Origin of the sequence: Streptomyces sp. NPDC015220, from assembly GCF_043079345.1 — a bacterium.
Lineage (GTDB): Bacteria > Actinomycetota > Actinomycetes > Streptomycetales > Streptomycetaceae > Streptomyces.
The window spans coordinates 20,618-45,119 of sequence record NZ_JBIBUK010000033.1 but is presented as its reverse complement, the minus strand read 5'-3'; the positions used below and the strand labels follow the sequence as shown (position 1 = coordinate 45,119).

13 protein-coding genes and 1 pseudogene are annotated in these 24,502 nt (G+C 73.2%); 5 read left to right on the top strand and 9 right to left on the bottom strand.

The genetic code is table 11. The annotated features are described in order from the left end of the window. Positions 1-207: 207 nt before the first annotated feature. Complete coding sequence (locus ACF061_RS36420) at positions 208-468, top strand: hypothetical protein (protein ID WP_392271298.1); 261 nt, start codon at positions 208-210, stop codon at positions 466-468. Positions 469-480: 12 nt separating this feature from the next. Then, on the top strand, positions 481-1,053 hold the full coding sequence (locus tag ACF061_RS36415) for a hypothetical protein (protein ID WP_392271297.1): 573 nt from the start codon (positions 481-483) through the stop codon (positions 1,051-1,053). A 70-nt stretch (positions 1,054-1,123) separates the two neighbouring features. Here ACF061_RS36415 and ACF061_RS36410 read toward each other — a convergent pair whose 3' ends face one another. Beyond that, complete coding sequence (locus ACF061_RS36410; protein WP_392271296.1) at positions 1,124-1,324, bottom strand: hypothetical protein; 201 nt, start codon at positions 1,322-1,324, stop codon at positions 1,124-1,126. Between the two features lie 508 nt (positions 1,325-1,832). Between ACF061_RS36410 and ligA the strand changes: the two genes are divergently transcribed. The 3 genes from ligA (at position 1,833) to ACF061_RS36395 (ending at position 10,434) form a co-directional block, all read left to right on the top strand. Beyond that, positions 1,833-3,920 carry an NAD-dependent DNA ligase LigA gene (gene ligA, locus ACF061_RS36405; protein ID WP_392271295.1) on the top strand — a complete coding sequence of 696 codons (2,088 nt, stop codon included), beginning with the start codon at positions 1,833-1,835 and terminating at the stop codon, positions 3,918-3,920. 440 nt (positions 3,921-4,360) lie between these two features. After that, positions 4,361-5,230 carry a DUF4132 domain-containing protein gene (locus ACF061_RS36400; protein ID WP_392271294.1) on the top strand — a complete coding sequence of 290 codons (870 nt, stop codon included), beginning with the start codon at positions 4,361-4,363 and terminating at the stop codon, positions 5,228-5,230. A gap of 77 nt (positions 5,231-5,307) precedes the next feature. Beyond that, on the top strand, positions 5,308-10,434 hold the full coding sequence (locus ACF061_RS36395) for a DNA-binding protein (RefSeq protein WP_392271293.1): 5,127 nt from the start codon (positions 5,308-5,310) through the stop codon (positions 10,432-10,434). Between the two features lie 63 nt (positions 10,435-10,497). Here ACF061_RS36395 and ACF061_RS36390 read toward each other — a convergent pair whose 3' ends face one another. The 8 genes and pseudogenes from ACF061_RS36390 to ACF061_RS36355 form a co-directional block, all read right to left on the bottom strand. Then, on the bottom strand, positions 10,498-11,283 hold the full coding sequence (locus ACF061_RS36390; RefSeq protein ID WP_392271292.1) for a thioesterase II family protein: 786 nt from the start codon (positions 11,281-11,283) through the stop codon (positions 10,498-10,500). A 65-nt stretch (positions 11,284-11,348) separates the two neighbouring features. Continuing rightward, positions 11,349-13,136, bottom strand: a complete 1,788-nt coding sequence (locus ACF061_RS36385) for an FAD-dependent monooxygenase (RefSeq protein WP_392271291.1) — start codon at positions 13,134-13,136, stop codon at positions 11,349-11,351. Further along, a complete protein-coding gene (gene ubiG, locus ACF061_RS36380; RefSeq protein WP_392271290.1) occupies positions 13,133-13,906 on the bottom strand; it encodes a bifunctional 2-polyprenyl-6-hydroxyphenol methylase/3-demethylubiquinol 3-O-methyltransferase UbiG in 774 nt (257 codons plus the stop codon). Before ubiG ends, ACF061_RS36385 begins: the two co-directional genes overlap by 4 nt. 60 nt (positions 13,907-13,966) lie before the next feature. Further along, complete coding sequence (gene asnB / locus ACF061_RS36375) at positions 13,967-15,805, bottom strand: asparagine synthase (glutamine-hydrolyzing) (RefSeq protein WP_392271289.1); 1,839 nt, start codon at positions 15,803-15,805, stop codon at positions 13,967-13,969. A gap of 49 nt (positions 15,806-15,854) precedes the next feature. Continuing rightward, complete coding sequence (locus ACF061_RS36370) at positions 15,855-16,355, bottom strand: SRPBCC family protein (RefSeq protein ID WP_392271288.1); 501 nt, start codon at positions 16,353-16,355, stop codon at positions 15,855-15,857. A 42-nt stretch (positions 16,356-16,397) separates the two neighbouring features. Beyond that, the gene (locus tag ACF061_RS36365) at positions 16,398-17,087 is read right to left on the bottom strand and encodes a class I SAM-dependent methyltransferase (RefSeq protein WP_392271287.1); all 690 of its coding nucleotides are present in this window, start codon (positions 17,085-17,087) and stop codon (positions 16,398-16,400) included. 142 nt (positions 17,088-17,229) lie between these two features. Continuing rightward, positions 17,230-23,571, bottom strand: a complete 6,342-nt coding sequence (locus ACF061_RS36360) for a type I polyketide synthase (RefSeq protein ID WP_392271320.1) — start codon at positions 23,569-23,571, stop codon at positions 17,230-17,232. A 105-nt stretch (positions 23,572-23,676) separates the two neighbouring features. Further along, positions 23,677-24,429 (bottom strand): annotated as a pseudogene (locus ACF061_RS36355) (beta-ketoacyl synthase N-terminal-like domain-containing protein); the annotation flags it as partial. Positions 24,430-24,502 lie beyond the last annotated feature (73 nt).

Here is a 24,502-nt window from a genome sequence, read left to right as displayed (position 1 = left end):
GGAGCGGGCCCGCACCGGACGCCGCCCGGCAGGACGTCGCTGAGATGCTTGACGGACGCGAGTCCGTGAAACCCCCGGCGTCGTTTTCCGCGCTTCCGCGCGGAGACCTGGACCGTCAACTTCCGTCTGGCTGGATTCACTTGCCGCATGCGTCCTGAGGGCGCGGGTAGCCGGGAAGTCCAGTACGGCTGAGAGGAGTGACGGCTTGTGGAACCGCGGGAGAGGACCGGGGAACCCCCGATCGGCGCACTGCACCCCGGAACCCGGCAGCGTGCGCAGTTGCGTGTCCGGATCTCTGACATCGCGTGGACCGCTCTGTGCGTCGTCCTCGCCCTGTGGGCGGTGGCGAGTTCGGTCGGCGCCGTACGCGGGATGACGGCCTGGGCGTACTGCGCGGTGGCCTGGATCCTCCTGGCGATCGCGTGCGCCATGCGGCTCGGTGCCGTGCGGCGCAGGAAGCGGATCTGAGGAGGGGCGGCCATGGAACGGATCAATGTCTTCCTCGCCAAGCACCTGTGGGTGCAGCTCGCCCTGTCCGTGCTCGTCGCCGCCGCGCTGGTCACTCTGATCTACCCGGGGCGCTCGTTCCCCTCCGTGGTGGCGCGCACGGCCGTCGTCTCACTCGGCGCTGTCGGCGTCACGCTGGCGGCCCGCCGCAGGGAGAAGCGGGCCGCGGGCGGTTCGACGAACGCCCTGGTGACGCTGGACCGGAAGCTGCGCACCGGTGAGGTGCCGTCGGATCCGAGGGAACGCCGGGCGATGCGCGATCTGGTCGGGCAGCGGTTGCACCGGAGCCGGCACCGCGTGGCGGCACTGGTCTTCCTCGCGGTGCTCTTCAGCTCGGTCACCGTGCTGACGGCCCTCACCGCGGGAGCACGGCAGACCGTCGGCATGGCCGTGTTCACCGTCGCCTTCACCGGGTGGATGCTCTACAACAGCAGGCTGCAGCACCGCCGACTGCGCGCCATGGAGGCCGCGCTGCGGACCGAGAGCCCGGGCGGCACCACCGAAAGCACCACCGACGCCGGCTCGGCGACGCGCCCCACGGCGTGACGGCACACAGTCCCGAGACCATGTCGTGGTTCTTCGCGGGCTCGTCCCCGGCCCGGGCGATGCCGTCCCGTCAGCCCGGAACCCTCGGGGCGGCGCGAAGCTCGTCCAGCCCGGGGAGGGGATTGTCCGGCCGGAACCGGCGGTACGCGATGTCGACGAACGACAGCGGCGTCCACTTCGACGGCCGCTCGTCGATCTGGTGGACCACTGCCTCGAGGATGCGCTCACGCAGGTTCAGCCAGGGGAACGCCGCGTGCGCGGCGTCGAGCACCGCCCGGTCCACTTCCTCGGCTCCGAAGCCGAAGACGTCGGCGCTGATGCCTAGGTGGGCGAGGGCGACGACCGGCTGCTTGTGGACCGCGATCCCGGCGGAGGTGTTGACGCCGGCCGGGTCGGTCCACGCCGCCCCGGGCGGGCGTCACGACGCCGGCCGAGGCCGCTGCGGCTTCGGCTCCGCGGAGTCGCTGCGTGTCCACTTCACCGCGCTGAGCCGGACCAGCCCGTCGGCATACCGCCGTACCTTCGCCCATTGAGCGCGTCCCGCCGTTCCGGCGCGGACCCGTCCCGGCCGGATCCGCGCCGGGGCCGCTCCAGGACGGCAAGCACGGCTCCTTCGTGGCCCACGCTCCGCGATCGCGCCGACCTGTTCGTTCGGCGGCGGCCGGCGCGCAAGCGTCCGGTGCGCGGGCCGTCGACGAAACCGATGACCGCACCCCGTCGTGCCGGCCGGGGTGCGCGCTCCCTCCGGATTGTCAGACCCCTGGGGGAGTATGACCCGCATGACGACTTCTCCCGCCGTTGAGGCGTTGACCACCCCTGCCCGGTACCAGGACGCCATCGCCCGCGTACGCGAGGCCGCCCGGGCGTACTACGGCGGCGACGGGGACTTCACGACCGACAGCGTGATGGACGACGCCACCTACGACCAGTGGCTGCTCGCGATCGCCGCCTACGAGCAGGCCCACCCGGCCGAGGCCGCCCCCGGATCTCCGACCGACCAGGTCGCGGCCGGGGCGGCACCGGCCGGCGAGGTCGCGCACACGGTGCCGATGCTGTCGCTGGACAACGTCTTCTCCGCCGAGCAACTGTTGTCGTGGGGGGAGGGGCTCGAACGGCGCCTGGGACGCCCGGTGGAGGGTGGCTTCACCGTGGAGCCCAAGCTGGACGGAGCGGCGATCGCCGCCCGCTACCGCGACGGGCGCCTGGTCCAGGTCGTCACCCGCGGCGACGGCCGGTTCGGCGAGGACGTCAGCCATGTGATCGGCACCATCATCGGGCTGCCGGAGCGGCTGGAGACGGCGGACACGGTCGAGGTGCGCGGCGAAGTGCTGTTCACCCAGGCGCAGTTCGAGCGTGCCAACGAGATCCGCGTCCAGCACGGCGCGACCGTGTTCCGTAATCCGCGCAACGGGACGTCCGGCACCCTGCGCGCCAAGGACCGGCCCTACCGGCTGTCCATGACGTTCTGGGCCTACGGCGCCGTCAACCTCGACGGCGGAACGTTTCTGCCCGACGGGGCGTCGCACACCGAGGTACTGGCCCTGCTCTCGGAGGCCGGGGTGCGGACCACGCGCGACAACCAGGCAGCGGTCCAGTACGTGAGCACGGTCGAGCAGGCGCGGCAGCGGGTGGTGGAGATACAGGCGATGCGGCCCCGACTGCCGTTCGGGATCGACGGCGTGGTCGTCAAGGCGAACAGCGCCGCCGAGCGGCGGGCGGCCGGGTTCGGCTCACGCTTCCCGTACTGGGCGGTCGCCTACAAGCTGCCCGCGGTCGAGCGGACCACAGTGCTGCTGGACGTGGAGTGGAACGTGGGCCGGACCGGAGTGATCGCGCCCCGCGCGCGGCTGGAACCCGTCGAGGTCGACGGCAGCACCGTCGAGTACGCCACCCTGCACAACCCGGCCGACATCCGGCGTCGCGACCTGCACATCGGCGACACGGTCACCGTGTACAAGGCGGGCGACATCATCCCCAGGGTCCAGGCGGCAGTGGTGGGTCTGCGCCCGGCCGGCACCGTCGAGGTGCCGTTGCCCGAGGTGTGCCCGAACTGCGGCGGCGGCATCGACAGGAGCCAGGAGAGGTGGCGCTGCGTCAAGGGCGCCGCGTGCCGGCTGCCCGCCCTCATCGCCTACGCGGCGCAGCGCGACTGCCTCGACATCGACGGCCTGGGCAGGACGTACGTCAGTGCGCTCGTCGACTCCGGCGCCGTCACCGACATCGCCGACCTGTACACCCTCGACCTGGCGACTCTGTCCGAGGCCGCCGGGAGCGACAAGCGGGGCGCCAAGCTCGTCGAGCAGATCCGGGCCGCGAAGGCCAAGCCGCTCAGCCGGCAGCTGTGCGCGCTCGGCATCCGCAACACCGGGCGCCGTCTCTCCCAGCGGATCGCCGCCTGCTTCCACACCATGGAGGGGGTCCGGGCAGCGGACGCGGAGGCGATGCGGCAGGTCGAGGGCATCGGCGCGGAGAAGGCTCCGGGCATCGTCGCGCAGATCGCCGAACTCGCCCCGGTCATCGACAAGATGGCCGCCGCCGGAGCCACCATGACCGAGCCGGCCGACGACACGGCGGGCGGGGGCCCTCTGGTCGGCGAGGACGGCCGGCCCATGAAGATCGTGGTCACGGGCAAGATGGCCGGCCCGCTCGCCGGCCTCGGCCGTACCGGTGTGAAGGACCTCATCGAGCGTGCGGGCGGGAAGGCCGGCGACGGGGTCACCGCAGAGACCGCGTACCTCGTCGCCGCGCCCGCAGCGGGCGGCAGACTCAGCAGCAAGGCGGCCAAGGCCGAGAAGCTCGGCGTGAAGGTCCTCACCCCCGAGGAGTTCGCCGAGCTCGTCGCCGAGTACCTCGACCGACCGGCCTGACCCCGGTGGTGAGCGGCCCGCACCGGCTCGGTGCGGGCCGCTCGGTGTCGTCCGCGGCGGACCGTGACGAGCGCCGCCCTCTCCTCGCCGCGCCCGCGAGCGCCCCGACCGCCGCGCCCCCGTCTCCCGGTCCGGCACCGGCGGTCGAGCGGCGACGACACCCTCCCGGCGGTGGCCCGCACCACCGTCACCGCACCACCGCCGTGCACGGCCCCTGCGGAGGTCCCTGGCCGTGCTGATGTCCGACGGCACCTCAAGCGCGACGGGGCCGGTGGGAGGCCCGGGACCGACAGGGGCGGCCGGTTCCCGGTCCGGAGCTGCCCGCGGCCACCGGGGACTGTCAGTGGGTGCCCCTAGTCTTTCGTTGTCGCGGAGCAGCGGTCCGGTCCGGACCGTTCGGCACCCCGCGACACCTTCCGGACGAGAGAGGCAGGGCGCCCATGGGCTGGCTTGCGGCGGGCGACGACTACGAAATCGCCCTCGACGGAGGGCGGGTGGTGGCGCGGCCCGCGTCCGAGCCGTCCTCGGCGGCACGGTCGGAGAGCCTGCCGGAGAAGATACGGGACCGTCCCGAGGTGATCGAGCTGCAACGGTTCGCCGAGTGGCTGGACCGGCACGCGGCAGACTGCGCGGCGCGGGTCGACACCTGGATGGTGTCGTCGTTGCCGGTGCCCACCGCACTGCTGGCCCAGGTGTGGCCCGACCAGGCGTGGCGGTCGGCGCTGCGTGACCTCGTCGTGGTCGGCGAACGCCCCGACGAGGTGGGGTTCCTGCGGGACGCCGACACCTCGGGTGGGCTGCGGCTGCTGACCTCGGACGGCGGTACCGTCCACGTCTGCGCCCGTACCGTGTCCATGCCGCACCCGGTCCTGCTCCCGGACCTGGAGGCCCTGCGCGCACAAGCCGCCGAACTGGGCGCCGTCCAGGGCGTCGAACAGCTTCACCGCGGTGTGTGGCACAAGCCCGACCGGATCGACCCCGAAGCATGCGGGGTCGAGCAGTTCGCAGGCGCCGAGTACGGCTCCTGGTTCCGCCTGTCCGCCCGTGCCACCGCGCTCGGCTACAAGGTCGCCGGGCGGTACGCCACCGACCGGATACGGGAGGCGGGGCGGGTCGTCACCGCGTCGGTCGCGATCGGCGACCCCTACACCGAGGAGAAGGCCTGGACCGGCAGGCTGGCCTGGAGCGCTCGCCCCGGCGACCGCATACCTCTGGCCGATGTCGGCCCGGTGGCCTGGTCCGAGGGCATGCGCATGGCCGCCGCCCTGCACGCCGGTGGCCGTACCACCGGCGTGGACGGCGCGGTGTGAACGGTCTGCCGCCACGGACGGCGGCACCCCCGACGACAGCCCACGACAGGCACCGAACGCACGGAAGGCGCGCACTCATGAACGGCTCGGTCACCGAGGACGGAACGACCGCGGAGACGGAGGAACTGCTGGGCGCCGGCGCGGTGCTGCCGCGCGGAGCCGCCACCGGAGGCGCCCGCGCCGTGCCGATGCTCACCCAGGCCTATCGGCATCCCGCCCTGGACGACCAAATCGTCGTGCGCCTGGTCGCCGCGGAGCCCGGAGAGGACCCCGGTGCCGGCTTCCTCGGCCTGGAACCCGAAGGCGAGGCGGTCGAGGTAGGTCTCGGGCGGCCCCGGGCACTCGGCTTCCCGGAATGGGTGCTGGTCCACCACCCCGCCGACGGGCACCTGGCCATGTCCGTGGTCGAGGAGATGGACAGGATCGCGAGGACGGCGCAGTCCAGACCCAAAAGGGCACGCGCCGCCTACGAGGCGATCGGCGAACGACTCGCGGGAGCGGTACCACATCTCCTGCCGACCTTCTACGAGCAGGCCGGCCGGGTGTTCCTGGCCGCCGACGAGAAGACGTACGCGTCCCTGATGTTCGTCAACGCCCGCAAGGCCGAGACGGCGTACGCGCTGCCCTTCGACGAGGAGCGCATGGACGCCGTCTTCCTGGAGTTCTCCCTGGCCGAGGCCGTTCCGACGCGAATTCTCTCCAGCTATGCCAAGGGACTGTCGGCCCGAGTCCCGCCGGAGACGGCGTACCGGCACATCCGCAGGCTCTTCGTCCGGCTCGCGCGGCACGGGCTGGCTCCGTCGAGCCCGGGCGCGGGCGATCTGCGCCGGTTGGCGAAGGAGGCCGCGGGCAAGGACGCGTTCGCCGAGGAGGTGGCCTATCTGCGCGAGATGCTGGTGCAGCCCGGTACGGAGAAGGCGCCGCCCGGCTGGTGGAAGGCCCACCGGCGGGCGCTGCTGGAGCTGACCCGGCAGGAGCCCGCTCTCCGCGGGGTGCTGCTGGGGCTGATGCCCGAGTGGGAGAGGGAGGAACTGCCGCAGTGGCTGGACCTGCTGGAGGGGACCGGTGCGGTCGCCGGACTGTGCGACGCCGCGCTGCCCGCCGAAGTGCGTCCCCCCGACGGTGCGTCGGGATGGGCCCGCAGGCTGCTGCGGCTGGTGGGGACGCATCCGCCGGCCGAGGTGCATCCGCTCGTCGAGCGCATGGCCGGCGCACTCCGCGCCGAACTGGGCGACTCCGGCGACGCGTTGCCGGCCGTCCATGACGTGAACCTCCTCGACCGACTGCTGGCCCTGGGCATACCGGTGGCGGACCCCGGGCCCCGGCACTCCCTCTCCCTCAGCCGCTGGGCGGCCGACGAGGATCGGCGCGACCTGCGCGCCGTGGAGGCCGACACCCGCTTCCGCGGCGCGTTCCGGCGCAGCTGCCCCACCCACCAGGGGAAGGACGACGTGCGGACCCTCACCGCGCTGGCCGAATCCCCGGGCGGACGTCCGATGCTCGCCGAGTGGGCGGGCGAGGTGGCCCGCAAGTACATCCCGGTGGAACTGGCCGGGTTCTCCGACCGGTCCGACCGCCCGCTCGAACCGCTCGGCTGGCTGCCGGGGGAGACCCTGGCGCTCGGCGAGGAGGCGGTACGGGACGCCCTGGGCACCGGACTGGCGCCCGCGCTGGCCCGCAGCCTGCGGTCGGGCATCATCGACGAACTGGGCTGGCCCGCCTGGGAGGAAGCCGTCGCGGCGGCCGGTGAGCACGACCCGACAGGACACATCCACGTCACCGACGCCTGGCCCCACCTCGTCGTCCTGGCCGGCACACAGGCCCGGGTGATCGATGCGCGGGGCCCGGTGCACACGCACGAACTGCGCCTTCCGCCCGAGGTGACGGACCGGCGCTCGGTCTGGGGCCTGCGCGCCGTCGGCTGCCGCTACGTGGACGGTGAGCTGTTCGTCTGGTGGAGCCCGTCCTGGCCGGCCGAGAAGCGGGGCTACTGGGAGCGCAGCGCCCCGTCCCCGTTCCCGACCGACCCCGATGCCCTCCGGTGCGACTCGATGCGGGAGTACGGTCGGAACATGCCTCCGGTCGCGCTTCCGCTCCCCGGTGGCGGACTGGCCACCGGTACGGGGGTGCTGCGCAGGGGGGACACCTCAGTCCCGGACGGACTGTCGGTGATCAGCGACGGGACGTCCTACTGGGCACGGCCCGGCGAGTGGCACGAGTACGACCCCGCCGGCGACAGGCTCGGCGGACCGGGCCTGCCGGACTGGTTCGCCGAGGGCCTGCGCGACGCCCCGCCCGGCAGCACCATCGCCAGGTACAGCAGGCTGCTGCCCGCCCCCTCGGCCGAGCCCGGCCCGCTGTGCGCCCCGGTCGGCGGACTGGTCGGCTGGCGGGTGGTGGAGCTGCCGGACGGCTGCCTGCGGGGCGAGGACCTGGCCGGACGCTCGGTCGTCGTGCGGCAGACGTCACCGCGTCGGTGGACCCGAGAACTGTGGCACGCGCTGGAGTTCCCCGGCGCCGACCGGCCGCTGGCGGTGTTCCAGGACGGCGCCCCCATCAGCCTGCTCGACACGAACGGCACGCTGATGGCCGAGTTCCCGGAGCAGGTCCCCTCCTCGCTGGAGAAGGGCCTCGGGGCGAGCTTCTCCGCGGGCACCGCGCTGCTGCCGCCCCTGCGCTACTGGCACCTGCTCCAGCCGCGCGACCCGCAGGGCTCCGCGGCGCTGCGCCGACTCGACGAGGACACCGCGGCGGCACTCCTGGAAGCGGCCGTGGCCGAGCCGCCGGAGGAGGACGTCGCAGCGGGGGACGATCCGCGGACGGAGCAGGTGGGATCGGACGGCCGGGACCGGCTGACCGAACTGATCCGCACGCTGCTGCCGCAGGTCACCAATGAGGCACTGCGCGCGGGCATCGCCGGGGTGGCGCGGCTCGCCGCCCGCCATCAGCGCACCATCGACGCGGCGCTCGCCCGGCTCGACGCGGCGGTCGGTCATGCCAGGGGGCGGGATGGCGCGGACGCGGAGCAGCCGGTCCCGGGGGAGAGCACCAGGGAGGAGGAAACCCGGCGGGAGCAGCCGGCCGGTCCCGGCGACGCGACGCTCGCCGCCGCGCTGGACGGCCTCGGCCTCCTGGGCACCTTCATGGGCCGCAGCGTCTACTACGACCTGCACCACCACCTGATCGATGCGCTGCGACTGATCGGCCGGTCGCTGCGGGGCCGCGCCGAGCCGGTCCCGGCGGGCCACACGCACGTCTCCATCGCCCGGACGGAACCGCTGGACTACCTGAACTGGTGGGGCCTGCCCACGCTGCCCGCCACGCTGGCGCTCCGGGCCGTCTCGGCGGCCACCGGGGAAAGCCACCGGGAAGCACTGGACGCCTACCTCGCGGAGCTGGACGCCCAGAACCTGTCGGCGCCCGACCCCGGCCACTGGCGCCGCGCCCGACTGCGCCTGGCGACCAGCCTGTTCGAGGGACCCGACGCCCTGCCGTCGGTTCCGTCCTCGACAGCCGTACTAGACCTGGGAAGCGGCGAGTTCGTACTCTTCCCCGGTCACTGGTTCCGGTTCCCCGACCGGCCGCCCATGCCCGCGACCGAGGGCAGGGAGTTCGAGGTGGTCCACCACGATCCGCGGGGCCGGTTCCGGGTGCCCGCTCCCTACACCCTGGTGCACGCCGAGCCGTTCACCGTCGGACCGGCGCGTGCGCCCGGCTGGCTCGCGGCCTTCCGGGCCGAGCTCGCCGAACGCGGCCCGGCGCCGTGGTGGCCGAAGACCGCCGAGGAGTTCGCCCGGCTCACCGGGGTCACCCCGACCATGGCCCGGCTGGTGGTCGCCGGACTGCCCGTGATCGACGACGCGCGCGAGCCCGTGCCCGCCGGGACGCTGAAGACCATCGGCGTGAAGACGGCCGACGCGCAGATCGGCAAGGACATCCTGAGAACCGTCGACGCCGACGCGCGCCGGGCGGTCGTGGCGGCGCTGCTGCCCGCCGAACCGTCCCGGCTGTGGACGGACGGCCCCGACGCGGTCGCCGCGGCGGAGGTCTGGAACGAGCGGGTGGGCCGGCGGACGCCCGTCGCCGAGGAAGTGCTGCACGACACGGTCCGCACCGTCTCCCCGTCGTGGTGGGACCCGTACGAGGCGCTGCACGGTTTCCTCCACGCGGACACCGAACCGAGGTTGACCCGGGATCTGGAATGGAGCCCGGCCGGCTACAGCGTTCGGCCCGCCGAGAGCCGCGGCTTCGGCTCCGACACGCTGAAGGGCTCGGTGGCCCTGACCGCCTGGCTCGCCCACCGTCTCCCGTCCGGCGACCCGCTCCGCGCCACCCTCCCGGGGGTCCTGACCGCGGTACGCGAGCGACTGGCCCATCCGGGCCTGCTGATCCGCATGGACAGGTGGAACGGCCTGGACGACCTCCGCCGCAACCTCGGGGATCCCACGGAGACCGGCGAGGGCTTCGAGCGCTACGGCGCGATCGTGCTGAACACCAGGACCCTGAACACAGGGAGCACAGCGGTCCATCCCACGATCCGCCCGGTGCTGCTGGACGAGGCCGGCAGCGACCCCCGCCTGCGGCTCCTGTTCCCCGAGGAAGGCCCGACCGCCGAGGAGACCGCCCTGCGCGTCGCCCATGACGAACGGTTCGCGGAGCTGCTCGCCGACCCCGGGGAACCGGCGGCGGGCGGGCGCGACGAGGACGGTCTGTGGTGGCCGCAGAACCCGGCCATGTCCGTGCCCGACCTGGTAGCCGACGCGGCCGGACGGCTAGGCATCGGCGAGGACGCGGCCGTCCTCTACCTGATGCTGCTGGCCATGCCGGACCCGACCGACCGCAACACCGCCCGCTGGACCGGCTGGGCGAAGCAGCGCGCCGGAACGGCCCGGCTCCGCGCCGCGCGCGCCGAACTCGCCGCGACCGACCTCGTGGTGGAGGGCGCCCGTACCAGAGCCGGACGCTCCCAGTTCCTGCCCGGTGGCTGGCTGGCTCTCGCGAAGCCGCACACACCGCTGGAACGGTGGAAGCTGCCCCTGTACGACCTGCTCCACGGCGAGAAAGCCCCCCTGGGCGTCGTCGTGCCCACCCGGCCCGCCGCCGGCCTCTACCGCCAGGCATGGCAGCGGGTGCTGGACGGGGACGGTCCCCGCCTGGAGGAGATCGACATCCCGCGCCCGCGCGACCGTCGCGGTCGCGGCTGACGCCGCCCCCGCGGGCGGGGTGGCCGTCATACACGGCCGGCCACCCCGCCCCCGGCCCGAACGTCAGGCGGACGCCGAGGCGAACGAGTCCAGGGTGAAGCCGGTGACCAGTTCGGCCATCCGCGCGATGTGCTCCACGATGAAGAAGTGGCTGCCGGACAGCACCTCCAGCCGGAACGCCCCCCTGGTGTGACGGTCCCACGCCCGTGCCTGTGCCACGTCCACCCAGGGATCGGCGTCACCCGTCACGGCCAGCACCGGCGCCGACAGCGCCGCGTACGACCCCCCGTACCGCTCGATCGCGGTGTAGTCGCCGCGCAGCGCCGGCAGGATCATCCGGACGAGTTCGTCGTCGGACAGCAACCGCCCGTCCGTGACGCTGAGTGCGCGCACCTCGGCGAGCAGCCCCGTGTCGTCCCGCAGGTGGATGTTCTCCTCACGGTGGACCGACGGCGCCCGGCGCCCGGAGACGACCAGCGCGAGCGGCCCCGCCCCGTCGGCCTCCAGCCGCCGCGCCACCTCGAAGGCGATGACGGCGCCCATGCTGTGCCCGTACAGTGCGAGCGGCCGTCCGTCCGTGGGCAGGGCCGCCCGCACCCCGTCGGCGTAGGCGGCGATGTCCTCGATCACCGGCTCCCGCAACCGGTCCTGACGCCCCGGGTACTGCACCGTCAGCACGTCCAGGCGCGGGGCCAGGAGCGCCGAGAACGGGCGGTAGAAACTGGCCGATCCGCCCGCGTGCGGCAGCACCACCAGCCGGGGCACGGCGGCACCGGCCGAGATGGGATCGGCGGGATGGAACCGGCGCATCCACCGCGGGTCACCGGTGTCGGCCGCGAACGGGGCCATGGAACACGTCCTCTCAGACGGGGAACGGACGGGGACGCGGCCGGCTGCCGCGCCCCCGAGGCGGGTCAGCGGCCGCTCGGCGCGCGCAGCAGGTCCGTCAGCACCTTCGGCAGCTCCGACGCGGACTCGGACGTGCGAGCGCGCCAGGCCACGTGGCCGTCCGGGCGCACCAGGACGCAGCCGTCCGCCTCGACCCCGCGCAGCCGCTCCCACGTCCCGTACGGGTCCCGCAACCCCCCGGCGGTTCCGACCGCCCGTACGGTGACGTCCACCCCGGTCAGCCGCGCCGCCTCCCGGGCCGCGTCGTGCCACGGCTCCCCACCCAGGCCGGTGAGCAGGACGAACCTGCCGCGCCCGGTGACGTCCAGGGTGGAGCAGCGGCGCCGGCCGTCCTCCAGCCAGGCGTGCGGCAGCCGCGCACCCGGCCAGGTCGTCGCCTGGTAGTACAGCTCCGGGTCCCGCTCCTGGACCGGCTCGGGCGTACCGTCGTCCACTCGCGCCCCCGCGCGGTAGCGGTAACCGATCTCCACGCCGTGCGCGTTGACCTGGTAGTTGATCCGGTCCGTCGCCGCGGCCAGCGCCTCCCGGCGGGCCGCGGCGGCCGGCGTGTCGTCGGCCAGGCCGCCCAGCAGCTCCCACTGCTCCTCGGCGCTCTGCCCCGCCGCGTACCCCAGGGCGGCCGGGATACCGAGGAAGTCGAGCATGCTGCGCACCGCCCGGTCCACGACCTGCCCGCCCACCGGAAGGCGCTCGCTCTCGTACGTCGCGAGCAGTTCGGGACCGGCCGTGCCCGCCAGGACCAGCCGCAGCTTCCAGGCCAGGTTGTAGGCGTCCGCGACCGCCGTGTTCAGGCCCAGGCCGTTCGTCGGCGGCATCTGGTGCACGGCGTCGCCGACGCAGAACACCCGGCCGCCGGAGTACCGTTCGGCGACCACCGCGTTCACCTGCCACGGCGAGACGCTCTTGATCCGGACCGCCACCGACGGGTCGCCGATGCTCTGGCGGATGTGCGCGGCGATCTCCTCGTGGTCATCCGGGTCGAACGCCCCGGGGTCGTCGTCGTGGTCGAGGAAGCGCAGGTACACCCACTCGTGCCACGGCCGGATGCTCACGAACACACGCCCGTCCTCCGGAGGACGGCCCGGAACGCCGCCGATGTAGAGGATCGCGGGCCGGTCCTCGCAATAGCGCGACAGGTCGGCCTCGAACCACACCGACGCCACCCGGGCGATGCCCTCGGAGCCCTGCAGAGCGATGCCGCACTGCTCCCGCACCCGGCTGCGCGCCCCGTCGGCGCCGATCACGTAATCGCAGCGCACCGTGTACTCCCGCCCCGTCTGCCGGTCGGCGAGCACGGCGGTGACACCCTCGTCGTCCTGCTCCAGGCGCAGGAACTCCTGGCCGCCGCGCAGCTCGCCCACCCGGGCCCGCTCCACCTCGTCCACCAGGATCGGTTCCAGCAGGTGCTGCGCGAGGTTGCACATCCGGCTCGGACTGGCCGCGAGGTAGTCCCCGATCCGGTCCGGGCCGTTGCCGTAGGCGTCCAGCCTGCTGACCTCGGGGCCGGCGAAGGTCGACATGAAGACGTGGTTGGCGAACAGGTGGCTGGGGGTCGCCTCGGCCAGCACCCTCTCCTCCACGCCCAGGTCGCGGAAGATCTCACCGGTGCGCTGGTTGAGGAGGTGCGCGCGCGGGGTGTGGGCGCTTCCGTGGTAGCGGTCCACCAGCAGGTGGCGGACGCCGTAGCGGGACAGCGCGAGCGACGCCGTCAGCCCGGCGGGGCCCGCCCCCACGATCAGCACGGGGACGCGCAGGGCCAAAGTCGCGGGAGCGCCCGCCGCGCCGGCGCTCATCGGGCGGCCTTCTTCGCGTAACCGGCGTAGATCACCGAGGTGTCCTTGTGCACGCCGAGCTGGAAACGGCGCCCCAGCTCACCGTAGGTGATCTCGCCCCGCGCCCGGCTGCGCATGTCCCGAAGCAACTCCAACTGTGGCCTCCTGGAGGCGAATCCGATGGTCTCCCGGTTGTCCAGCCCGTGCTTGCTGAACAGCGCGTACAGCTCCGCGGGCTTGATGAAGCTGTTCCAGTCGTGCAGGTTCCTGGGGGCGAAGCTGACCGACTTCCAGTCCTGCGCCATCTTGATCATGGCCAGCTTGGAACGGAAGGTGCGGTTGATCGTGTCGTAGAGGTAGTGGCCGTCGGGCTTGAGCACCCGCACCGCCTCGGCGACGGCCCGGTCCGTGCTGGTGACGTGCTCCAACGTGTCACAGCAGTACACGAGGTCGAACGAGCCGTCCTCGAAGGGGAGTTCCTCCGCGAACGCCTGCCGGTAGACGATGTCCAGTCCTTCCCCGCGGGCGTGCTCGCGCGCCGACTCCAGCGAGGGACCGGACGGGTCCACGCCGGTGACCCGGGCGCCGATGCGGCTGAAGCGCTCGGCGAGCAGCCCACCGCCGCAGCCGATGTCCAGCACCCGCAGGCCCGCCGGGTCCAGCCGCAGCCGGGTGGTCAGCACATCGTGGAAGTAGTCGAACCGCGCCGGGGTGAACGCCTCCAGCGTCGCGAACGGCTGGTTGTCGTCCCACCAGGAAAGTTTGTCGTATACGTCGTTGTCGACTGCCATGGTCTCGATGGTTCCTCGGGGGAGAGAAGAGGTGGATGGGGACGGGAACGGCGAAGGTGTTCAGAGTTTGACGGCCGGGCGATAGGTGTCGAGCCAGACGGCCAGGTCCAGGACGCGCTCGAACGCCTCGCGCTCGTCGCGCTCCACGGCGCCCGGCTCCCCGTGCACGGCCTTGGCGAGGGCGGCCCGGTCGAAGAACTCGACCGCGTGGTGGCCGCCGGTCAGCAGCTCGCCCACCTGGCGCTGCAACTCCTCGACGTAGCGCAGCTCCTGAGTGTGCGGGTACAGCGCCTTCACCCGCTCCACCACCGAGGAGGGCAGGGTGTCGCGCACGGCGGCCCGGAGCAGGCTCTTCTCCCGGCCGTCGAACGTCTTCATCGCCCACGGGGTGTTGAAGACGTACTCCACCAGCCGGTGGTCGCAGAACGGCACCCGCACCTCGAGACCGACGGCCATGCTCATGCGGTCCTTGCGGTCCAGCAGCAGGCCGAGCAGGCTGGTGAGGTGGACGTAGCAGAACTCCCGCATCCGGCGTTCGTGCGCGTCCTCGCCCGGCACGACGGGCAGTTGGGCGACCGTGTCGGTCCAGCGCTGGGCCCAGTAGCCGGGCACGTCGAGGGTGCCCAGCAGCAGTCCGGGGTCGATCAGCTTGGTGGGGTGGGACTTCGGGCCCAGGCCGGCGGCCGTGACCCAGGGGAACATGGCGGTCTCCTGCACCGCCGGCAGGTGGAACCACGGGTAGCCGCCGAAGACCTCGTCGGCCGACTCGCCGGACAGGGCCACCGTCGAGTGCTCGCGGATCGCCTTGAACAGCAGGTAGAGGGAGTTGTCCGCCTCGCCGAAGCCGAACGGCAGATCACGCGCCGTGACCGTGGCGCGGCGGACCTCCGGGTTCGCCAGCTCCTGGTGGTCCAGGCGGATGTCGCTGTGCAGCGTGCCGACGTGCCCGACGACCTCACGGGCGTACGGGGCGTCCTGCGAACCCCGCAGCTCGTCCGGGCGGAAGGCGTCCGGCTGCTCGAAGTCCACCGTGAACGTCCGGGCACGCTCACCCTGTTCGGCCAGCTTGCGCCCGGCGAGGGCGGTCAGGGCGCTGGAGTCCAGTCCACCCGACAGCAGGACGCACTGGGGCACGTCCGCGACGAGCTGGCGGCCGACGCTGGCCTCCAGGAGTTCGCGCACCCGGCGGACGGTCGTCCCGGTGTCGTCCCGGTGCTCGGCGACCTCGAGCCGCCAGTAGGTGTGCTCCCGCAGCCCGTTCCGGCCGACGGTCACCACACTGCCGGGTCTGACCTCGCGCATCCCCGCCCACACGGCCCGGCCCGGCTCCTTGACGAACCCGAACAGCTCGCGGAAGCCGTCCGTGTCCACCACGGCCTCGACCTCCGGATGGGCGAGGATCGCCTTGGCCTCCGAACCGAACAGGACGCCGTCCTCGGTCTCGTACACGTACAGCGGCTTGATGCCGAGCCGGTCGCGCAGCAGGACGAGCTTGTCGGACCGGCCGTCCCAGATGCCCAGTGCGTACATGCCGTCGAGGTGGTCGGCGACCTCCTCACCCCACTCCAGATAGCCGTGCAGCACCACCTCGGTGTCGCTGGCGGTGCGGAACGCGTGGCCGCGGCGGCGCAGCTCCTCGCGCAGCTCCCGGAAGTTGTAGGCCTCCCCGCTGTACGTCATCGCCACCGGCCCGTCCGGGGTGTCCACCGTCATGGGCTGGACACCGCCTTCGAGGTCGATGACGGACAGCCGTCGGTGGCCCAGGACGGCGGACCGGGACAGCCAGGCGCCCCCGGCGTCCGGGCCCCGGCAGACCATCGTGGCGGTCATCGCGTCGAGCGCGGGCCGTTGCTCCTCCAGGTTCCGCTGGAAGGCGATCCATCCGGCGATCCCACACATGTGCGTCTTCTTCCGTTCGATTCAGGGGGACGGTCGTCGGCGGGGCGCGTCAGCGCCGGGCGGCGGCCATGTGGGCGGCGAGCCCGTCGATGTGCGAGCGGCCGGTCGGGGCGAAGGAGAACCGGTCCAGCGGGTGTTTCAGCAACGACCACGGCCGGTTCAGCTCCGCCGCCCAGCGCCAGCTGAACCGCGAACCGCCGGCGGTCGGCTCCACCACGTAGTCCTCCACCAGGTGGCGGAAGATGGGCCGGGTCCCCTCGACCGCGGTGAACGTCTTGCGCCGGCCCTCCTCCCAGCGGAAGAAGCGCTCGCGCAGTGTGAAGTCACCGCCCATCTCGATCTCCCGGGTGGTGCCCACCCCGAACGGCCGCGGCGAAGTCCAGGTGAGCCGTTTCATGCCCTTCGTCCAGCTCGACACCTCGTCACCGGTGAGCGCCGCCCAGGTCTCCTCGACCGGGTACGGCACCTCGACGGACCGGGCGTGGTAGAGGGAGGCCGTCGCGAACAGCGAGTCGTCGGCCTCCTCGACGGGGTACCAGCGTGTGGGCATGGACGTCCTTTCGCGAGGGGGAGCGGTGGCGGGGGCGGGAGGTCACGTGGCCTTGCGGGCGCGGAACAGAGCGACGCTGCCGCGCGTGACGAGGTCGAAGTCGTCGAAGTTCTGCTCGAGCTGGGCGCGCAGGTCCGCCAGGGTGTCCTGGTCGTTGTGGAACACGCCCTTGGCGTTCAGGTCGTCCATCAGCCAGCGGCCCGCCCGCGTGACGGGGACGCCGGAGGACAGCACGGTGCTGCCGAAGACGGTGCCGCCCGGCCGGACGGCCGCAGCGGCGTGCTTGATCGCCACGCCCTTGTCCCGGAGGCTGCCCGGTATGCAGTGCAGCAGGAAGCTCAGCGCGGCCGAGTCGTGACTCCCGTCCGGCACCGGCAGCGGCTCCAGGGCGTTCGCGACGACCTTGGTCGTCTCGAAGAAGCGCAGCCGCTCCGCGGTGAAGTCGAGGGTCGCCGGGTTCAGGTCGGCCAGCGTGATCTTCGGGTTGGAGACCGGGAAACGGGTGCGGGCGAGCAGGTAGCCGGTGCCGACGCCGATCTCCAGGTGCTTCGCGCCGATGCTCGTGTTGTACATCTTCTCGAAGTCGCGCGGTGAGCAGCGCCAGAACAGCGGCGCGCTGCCGCGGAACACGACGAGGTCGTAGAAGGTGAGGGCGCGCCGGTGGTAGGGGGCCTGGCCGTCCAGGACCGCCTGGTCGATCCCGGTCGGCAGCTGTCGGTTTTCGTCGGTCATCTCTGTGCTCACTCTTGGTCGGTGTCGGTGTCGGTGTCGGTGTCGGGAATCAGATTCGTTGCAGGGGCAGGGGCAGGGGCAGGGGCAGGGGCAGGGGCAGGGGCAGGGGCAGGGGCAGGGGCCGTGGTCTGGACCTGGCCGGTCAGGAGCCGGAGCCGGTTCGGGCCGCGAGGTGGTCGCGGACCGCGTCGAGGGTGGTCGTGGCGTGTTCGGTGGTCACCGTGAAGTGGTCGCCCGGCACGTCCACCACGACGGGGGCCGCTCCTCCCAGGCCCGGCCAGCGGGCCTGCCAGTCGGAAGCGGGGAACCCGGGCAGCGGCTCGGCCGCGCGGACCAGGAGCGTCGGGCAGCCGAGGCCGCGCGGTCGCCAGGCGGCGAACAGCCGCGCGTATCCGCCCATCGCGGTCAGGACGGTGTCGTCCCACCCCGCCCCCTCGGGCTCCCCGGCCGGAGCGGCCGCGAGGTGGTCCTGCACATGCCGGAGGACGGGACTGCCCGGCTCGTAGCTGTCCACCAGGACGACGGCCGCCGGACGGACGCCCCGCGCCTGAAGGCGCTCGGCCACCGCGTGGGCGATCCAGCCGCCCGCGGAGTGCCCGAGCAGGACGAACGGCCGCCCGTCCGCGCACCGTTCGGCGTCCTCGGCGTGCAGCAGCGCCAACGCCTCGACGTCCGCGGGCAGTGGCTCGTCCGGGCCGAAACCGGGGGCGGACAGCACCCACACGTCCCGTTCGCCGCGTGCCCCCGCTGCGAGCCGGGCGTACTGGTGCGCGCCGGACCTGCCCGCGAACGACGGGAAGCAGATCAGCACCGGCTCCCCGGCCCCGTGCGCCAGCCGTACGGGTGCGGGGCGCCGCACCGCCCCCGGCTGCTCCGCCGCGTCGAACGTCTCCCGGAACCGGGCCGCCTCCTCCAGGAAGGCGCTGAACTCCGCGGAGCGCCCCCCGCGCGCGGCCCGGTCCGCCAGGGCGGTGAGGAACCCGGGCGCGGCCCCGGAGGACGGGACCGGACCGGCAGCCGCGGCGGCGTCGGACGGCAGCCGGGAGGTCTCCACGAGCAGGAGGTGGATGTGGGCCGCCAGGGCGTCCACAGTGGAGTGCTCGAACACGGTCGCCCCGGCGAGCGGGGCCCCGGTGGCCGACCGTAGCGCTTCCCGCAGCTCGACGGCCGTGAGCGAGTCGAAGCCCAACTCCGGCAGCCCGAAGGCCGCTTCGACCTCCGAGGTGTCGGCGTGGCCGAGCACCGCCGCCACTTGGCCGATGACCAGTTCGCGCAGCACGCCCTGCCGCTCGGCCCCGGTCAGCGGAGCGAGACGCCCGTACAGCGCCGCCACCTTGTCGGGCGCGCCGGAGGCGTCCCGAGCGCCGTCGGACCCGTCCGGTGTGTCCTCCACCGCCGTCGCGTCCCGTGCGTCCCCGGCCGCCGTGGCGGGACCGCCCGGCAACGCCGGCCAGAAGCGGCGGCCCTGGAAGGCGTACGTGGGCAGCTCGACGACGGCGCCGTCCGGGGCGCCCAGCAGGGCCTTCCAGTCCACCGGCACGCCCCGCACATGGAGCTGGGCGAGGGCGGCGACCGCGCTCTCGGGCTCCGGACGGTCGCGCCGCAGCAGCGGAAGCGCCACGACGTCGGCACCGGGACGCTCCGCCGCCGCGTCCCGCACCAGCGCCGACAGCACACCGCCCGCCCCCGGCTCGACCACCGTGGTCACCCCGTCGTCCAGCATCCGGCACACCCCGTCGTGGAAGCGGACCGCCTCCCGGATGTGCCGCACCCAGTACGCGGGGGAGCACACCTCCTCGGCGTCGACCGGCCCGCCCGTCAGATTCGAGAGCAGCGTGATGCGCGGCGCCCGGAACGACAGCCGTCCCACCACCTCGCCGAACTCCGCCAGCACCCCGTTCATCAGCGGCGAGTGGAACGCCCGGGACACGCGCAGCCGCTTGGTGCGGCGGCCCCGGTCCGCGAACGCCTTCACCACTTCGTCCACCGCGCCCGACTCGCCGGACACCACCGTGGCCCGCGGGCCGTTGACGGCGGCCAGACCGATGCGGTCGGCGTCACCGCGGGCGGCGAGCAGCGCGACCACCTCGTCCTCGGCGGCCTCCAGTGCCGCCATCGCCCCGCCTGTCGGCGACGCCTGCATCAGCCGGCCGCGCGCGGCGACCAGACGGCAGGCGTCCTCGGCCGACAGCACCCCCGCCACGTAGGCGGCCGTCAGCTCACCGATCGAATGGCCGCCCACGACGTCGGGGACGACGCCCCAGGACTCCAGCAGCCGGAAACCCGCCGCTCCGACGGCGAACAGCGCCGCCTGGGTGTGGACCGTCTCGTCGAGCAGGGCCGACTGAGCCGTACCGGCGTCCGCGAACAGCACCTCGCGCAGCCCGGGCCCGCCGGAACCGGCCGCAGCGGCCCGCTCCTTGTCGAGCAGACCGCACAACTCGTCCAGCGTCTCGCCGAACACCGGATACCTCACGTACAACTCACGGCCCATCCCGGGGGTTTGGCTGCCCTGTCCGGGGAAGAGGAAGCCCACCCGGCCGGTGCCGGGCCTGCCGCGCACCACGCCCGGTGCCGCCGTGCCCGCGGCGAGCGCCGCCAGCCCGGCGTCGAGCGCCGCCCGGTCCGACCCGACGACCACGGCGCGGTGCGACAGCGCCGACCGGGTGAGGGCCAGCGCCCGGGCGACGGCCACGTCGGAGGCCGCCGGGTCCTGCCGGGCCAGGTGTTCGCGCAGCCGCTCCGCCTGCGCCCGCAGCGCCGCCTCACCGCGCGCGGACAGCAGCCACGGCACGACCGCCGGAGGCTCGGGAGCCGCACCGGAGCCGCTGTCCGCCGGGGTCCCCGGAACGGAGTCGGGCCCGGCCGGGGACGCCGCCGAGGCGTCGGCGGTCTTCGGGGCGGACACGGCCGCCGCGGATCGCGGAGGCTGCTCCAGGATGACGTGCGCGTTGGTCCCGCTGATGCCGAACGCCGACACCCCGGCCCGCCGGGGCCGCTCCGCCTCCGGCCACGCCACGGTTTCGGAAAGCGGCGTCACGGCGCCCGCGGACCAGTCCACGTGCGGCGTCGGTTCGTCCAGGTGCAGGATGCGCGGCAGCACCCCGTGCTCCATGGCCTTCACCATCTTGATCACCCCGGCCACGCCCGCCGCCGCGGCGGTGTGTCCGATGTTCGACTTCACCGAGCCGAGCCAGAGCGGCTGTTCCCGGTCCTTTCCATATGTGGCGAGCAGAGCCTGCGCCTCGATCGGGTCGCCCAGCGGGGTGCCGGTGCCGTGCGCCTCGACCGCGTCCACCTCGGACGCCGCCAGCCGCGCGTTGGCCAGCGCCTGGCGCAGGACCCGCTGCTGGGACGGACCGTTGGGTGCGGACAGACCGTTGCTCGCGCCGTCCTGGTTGGTGGCGCTGCCGCGGACGACCGCGAGGACGGGGTGGCCGTTGCGGCGGGCGTCCGACAGCCGCTCCAGCAGCACCAGTCCTACGCCCTCGCCCCACGCCGTGCCGTCGGCGCCGGCCGAGAACGGCTTGCACCGGCCGTCCGGGGCCAGACCACGCTGCCGGCTGAAGCCGATGAAGGCCTGCGGGGTCGCCAGCACGGTGACACCGCCGGCCACCGCCAGTTCGCTCTCGCCGGAGCGCAGCGACTGCGCCGCGAGGTGCAGGGCGACCAACGACGACGAGCAGGCGGTGTCCACGGTCACCGCCGGTCCCTCAAGGCCGAAGGTGTACGAGAGCCGCCCGGACAGCACGCTCGCGGCGTTGCCCGTCATCAGATAGCCCTCCACCTCCTCCGACGCGCCCAGCGCCAGCGGGTAGTCCTGCCCGCTCAACCCCGCGAAGACACCGGTGCGGCTCCCCCGGAGAACCGCCGCATCGACGCCCGCGCGCTCGAACAGCTCCCAGGACGTCTCCAGCAGCAGCCGTTGCTGCGGGTCCATGGCCAGGGCCTCGCGCGGGTTGATACCGAAGAAGGCAGCGTCGAAACGGTCCGCGTCGGCGAGGAAACCGCCCTCGCGTGCGTAGGTGTGCCCGGAGCGCTCCGGGTCCGGGTCGTACAGGGCCTCCAGGTCCCAGCCGCGGTCGGCCGGGAACGGGGCGATGGCGTCCGTGCCGTCCACCACCAGCCGCCACAGGTCCTCCGGGCTCCGCACACCGCCCGGGTAGCGGCACGCCATCGCGACGATCACGACCGGGTCGGTGTCCGGGCCGGCGCCGTGACGTTCGGCGGTCGCGGCGCCATCGCCGTCATGCGCGCCGGAGACCAGGGCGAGCAGACGGCGGCCCAGGAGCTGCGGCGTCGGGTGGTCGAAGACGACGGAGGCGGGCAGCCGGGCGCCGGTCGCCGCGACGAGACGGTTGCGCAGTTCCACAGCGGTCAGCGAGACGAACCCGGACTCCTGGAAGGGCCGGTCCGGCGCGACCGGCTCGTCCAGCCCCAGCACCGCCGTGGCGTGCTCCACCACCAGGTCCGTCATCAGCTTCTCCCGGCCCGCCCCGGGCAGCGCGGCCAGCCGTCGGTGCAGTTCCGCCACGACGGGGTCGTCCTCGCCGTCCCCGTCGTCGTCCGCCGATCGGTACGTGGACACCGCACCGCCCGGGACCGTGTCCACCCAGTAGCGCTTGCGCTGGAAGGGGTAGGTGGGGAGGTCGATGTGGTGTTGGGTGGTGTTTTGTGTGGTGGGCCAGGTGATGGGGATGTTGTGGGTGTGGAGGTGTGCGGCGGAGGTGAGGAGTCGGGTCCAGTGGCCTTCGTCGCGGCGGAGGGTGCCGGTGATGGTGGGGGTGTGGCCTGTTTGTTCTGCGGTGTCTTGGATGGCTGTGGTGAGGATGGGGTGGGGGCTGCATTCGATGTAGGCGGTGTGGCCGTGGTTGAGGGCGGTGTGGAGTGCGGGTTGGAGGAGGACGGTCTGGCGGAGGTTGGTGTACCAGTAGTCGGGGGTGAGGGTGGTGGTGTCGAGGAGGGTGCCGGTGACGGTGGAGTAGAAGGGGATGGTGGCGGGTTTGGGGGTGATGCCGGTGAGGAGTTTCTTCAGTTGGGTGTGGAGGGGTTCGACGTGGGGGGTGTGGGAGGCGTAGTCGACGTCGATGCGTCGGGCGCGGATGTTGTTGGTTTCGCAGTGGGTGAGGAGTTCGTTCAGGGCGTGGGTGTCGCCGGCGATGACGGTGGTGTGGGGGCCGTTGAGGGCGGCGATGTGGAGGTGGTTGTGCCAGGGGGTGATCAGTTCGCGGGTGTCGTGGTGGTTGAGGGGGAGGGAGGCCATGCCGCCGTTGCCGTTGCCGTTGCCGGTGCCGGTGCTGGTGCTGGTGCTGGTGTGGGTGTGGATGGTGTGGCTGCGGAGGGCGGCGATTTTGGCGCCGTCGTGGAGGGTGAGGGCTCCGCAGACGACGGCTGCGGCGATTTCGCCTTGGGAGTGTCCGATGACGGCGGCGGGTTCGACGCCGAGGCTGCGCCAGAGTGTGGCGAGGGAGACCATGACGGCGAAGAGGACGGGTTGGATGATGTCGACGCGGGTGAGGGGTTCGCCGCTGCGCAGGACGTCGGTGAGGTTCCAGTCGACGTGTGGGGCGAGGGCTGCCTCGCATTCGGTGATGGTGTGGGCGAAGACGGGGGAGGTGTCGAGGAGGTCCAGGGCCATGCCGGTCCATTGCGAGCCCTGGCCGGGGAAGACGAACACCGGGCGCTCGGCGTCCCCGTGCCCGGTGACGACACCGGGCGCCTCCGACCCGGCGGCCAGTGCGTCGAGTCGGGTGAGGAGTTCGTCCGGGCTCGTTCCCAGTACCACCGCGCGGTGTTCGAGGAAGGCGCGTTGGGTGAGCAGGGCGTGGCTGGTCTGTCGGATGTCCGGGGACGACGGGGAGCCGGTGCGCAGGTGTGCCGCCAGACGGCCGGCCTGTGCGCGCAGGGCTCGGGGGGTGCGCGCGGACAGGACCAGGGGCACCACGGGCGGCGATGACACGCTCTCCGGGGCCGGGTCTGGGGCCGCCGGGGTGTCCTCGGGTGCCTGTTCGAGGATGACGTGGGCGTTGGTGCCGCTGACGCCGAAGGAGGAGACGGCGGCCCGGCGGAGGCGGTCCAGGTCGGGCCAGGTGTGCTGCTCGGTCAGGAGCCGCACGGCTCCGGCCGACCAGTCGACGTGTGGTGTGGGCTGGTCCACGTGGAGGGTCTTGGGCAGGATGCCGTGGCGCAGGGCCATGACGGTCTTGATGATGCCGCCGACGCCGGCGGCGGCCTGGGTGTGGCCGATGTTCGACTTCAACGACCCCAGCCACAGGGGCTGTTCGGCGGGACGGTCTGTGCCGTAGGTGGCGAGCAGGGCCTGTGCCTCGATCGGGTCGCCCAGTTTGGTGCCGGTGCCGTGCGCCTCCACCGCGTCCACCTCCAACGGAGCCAGCCGGGCGTCGGCGAGGGCCTGACGGATGACCCGCTGCTGGGCAGGACCGTTGGGGGCGGTGAGCCCGTTGGAGGCGCCGTCCTGGTTCACGGCGGAGCCGCGTACGACCGCCAGCACCCGGCGACCGTCGCGCCGGGCGTCCGACAGCCGCTCCAGCAGCAGTACGCCCACGCCCTCGCCCCAGCCGGTGCCGTCCGCGGCGGCGGCGAACGCCTTGCAGCGGCCGTCGGGGGCGAGCCCGCGCTGCCGGGCGAACTCCACGAACATGCCGGGCGCCGCCATCACCGCGGCCCCGCCCGCCAGCGCCATCGCGGACTCGCCGCGCCGCAGCGACTGCACGGCCAGGTGCAGCGCGACCAGCGACGACGAGCACGCCGTGTCCACGGTGATGGCCGGGCCCTCCAGCCCGAAGACGTACGACAGCCGGCCCGAGATCACGCTCGCGGCACCGCCGGAGAGCAGATAGCCCTCCAGGTTCTCGGTGGCGCGCTGCACGAGGGCGGCGTAGTCCTGCTGCCCGGTGCCCATGAAGACGCCCGTACGGCTGCCGCGCAGCGCCGTCGGATCGACACCGGCGTGCTCGAACGCCTCCCAGGAGGTCTCCAGCAGCAGCCGCTGCTGCGGATCCATCGCCAGCGCCTCACGCGGCCCGATGCCGAAGAAGCCGGCGTCGAACAGGTCGGCGTCGTCGACGAAGCAGCCTTCGCGCCCGTACGTCTTGCCCGGCGCGTCCGGGTCCGGGTCGTACAGGTCCTCGATGTCCCAGCCCCGGTCGGTGGGGAAGGGAGCGGCCGTGTCGCGGCCCTCGGCGACCAGCTCCCAGAGCTTGTCGGCCGAGTCGGCGCCGCCCGGGTAGCGGCACGCCATTCCGACGACGGCGATCGGCTCGCCCTCGACGGACTCCAGTTCCTGGAGCCGCCGCCTGGTCTCCTGAAGATCGGCCGTCACCCGCTTGAGGAAGTAGCGGAGCTTGTCCTCGGTCTCGCTGCTCGCCACGGTGGCGCCACCCTCTCTGTTCCGT

Bases quoted from the DNA above. Each gene is read 5' to 3' on its own strand.
- ACF061_RS36415 (WP_392271297.1), top strand. From the start codon at position 481: ATGGAACGGATCAATGTCTTCCTCGCCAAGCACCTGTGGGTGCAGCTC.
- ligA (WP_392271295.1), top strand. From the start codon at position 1,833: ATGACGACTTCTCCCGCCGTTGAGGCGTTGACCACCCCTGCCCGGTAC.
- ACF061_RS36400 (WP_392271294.1), top strand. From the start codon at position 4,361: ATGGGCTGGCTTGCGGCGGGCGACGACTACGAAATCGCCCTCGACGGA.
- ACF061_RS36395 (WP_392271293.1), top strand. From the start codon at position 5,308: ATGAACGGCTCGGTCACCGAGGACGGAACGACCGCGGAGACGGAGGAA.
- ACF061_RS36390 (WP_392271292.1), bottom strand. From the start codon at position 11,283: ATGGCCCCGTTCGCGGCCGACACCGGTGACCCGCGGTGGATGCGCCGG.
- ACF061_RS36385 (WP_392271291.1), bottom strand. From the start codon at position 13,136: ATGAGCGCCGGCGCGGCGGGCGCTCCCGCGACTTTGGCCCTGCGCGTC.
- ubiG (WP_392271290.1), bottom strand. From the start codon at position 13,906: ATGGCAGTCGACAACGACGTATACGACAAACTTTCCTGGTGGGACGAC.
- asnB (WP_392271289.1), bottom strand. From the start codon at position 15,805: ATGTGTGGGATCGCCGGATGGATCGCCTTCCAGCGGAACCTGGAGGAG.
- ACF061_RS36370 (WP_392271288.1), bottom strand. From the start codon at position 16,355: ATGCCCACACGCTGGTACCCCGTCGAGGAGGCCGACGACTCGCTGTTC.
- ACF061_RS36365 (WP_392271287.1), bottom strand. From the start codon at position 17,087: ATGACCGACGAAAACCGACAGCTGCCGACCGGGATCGACCAGGCGGTC.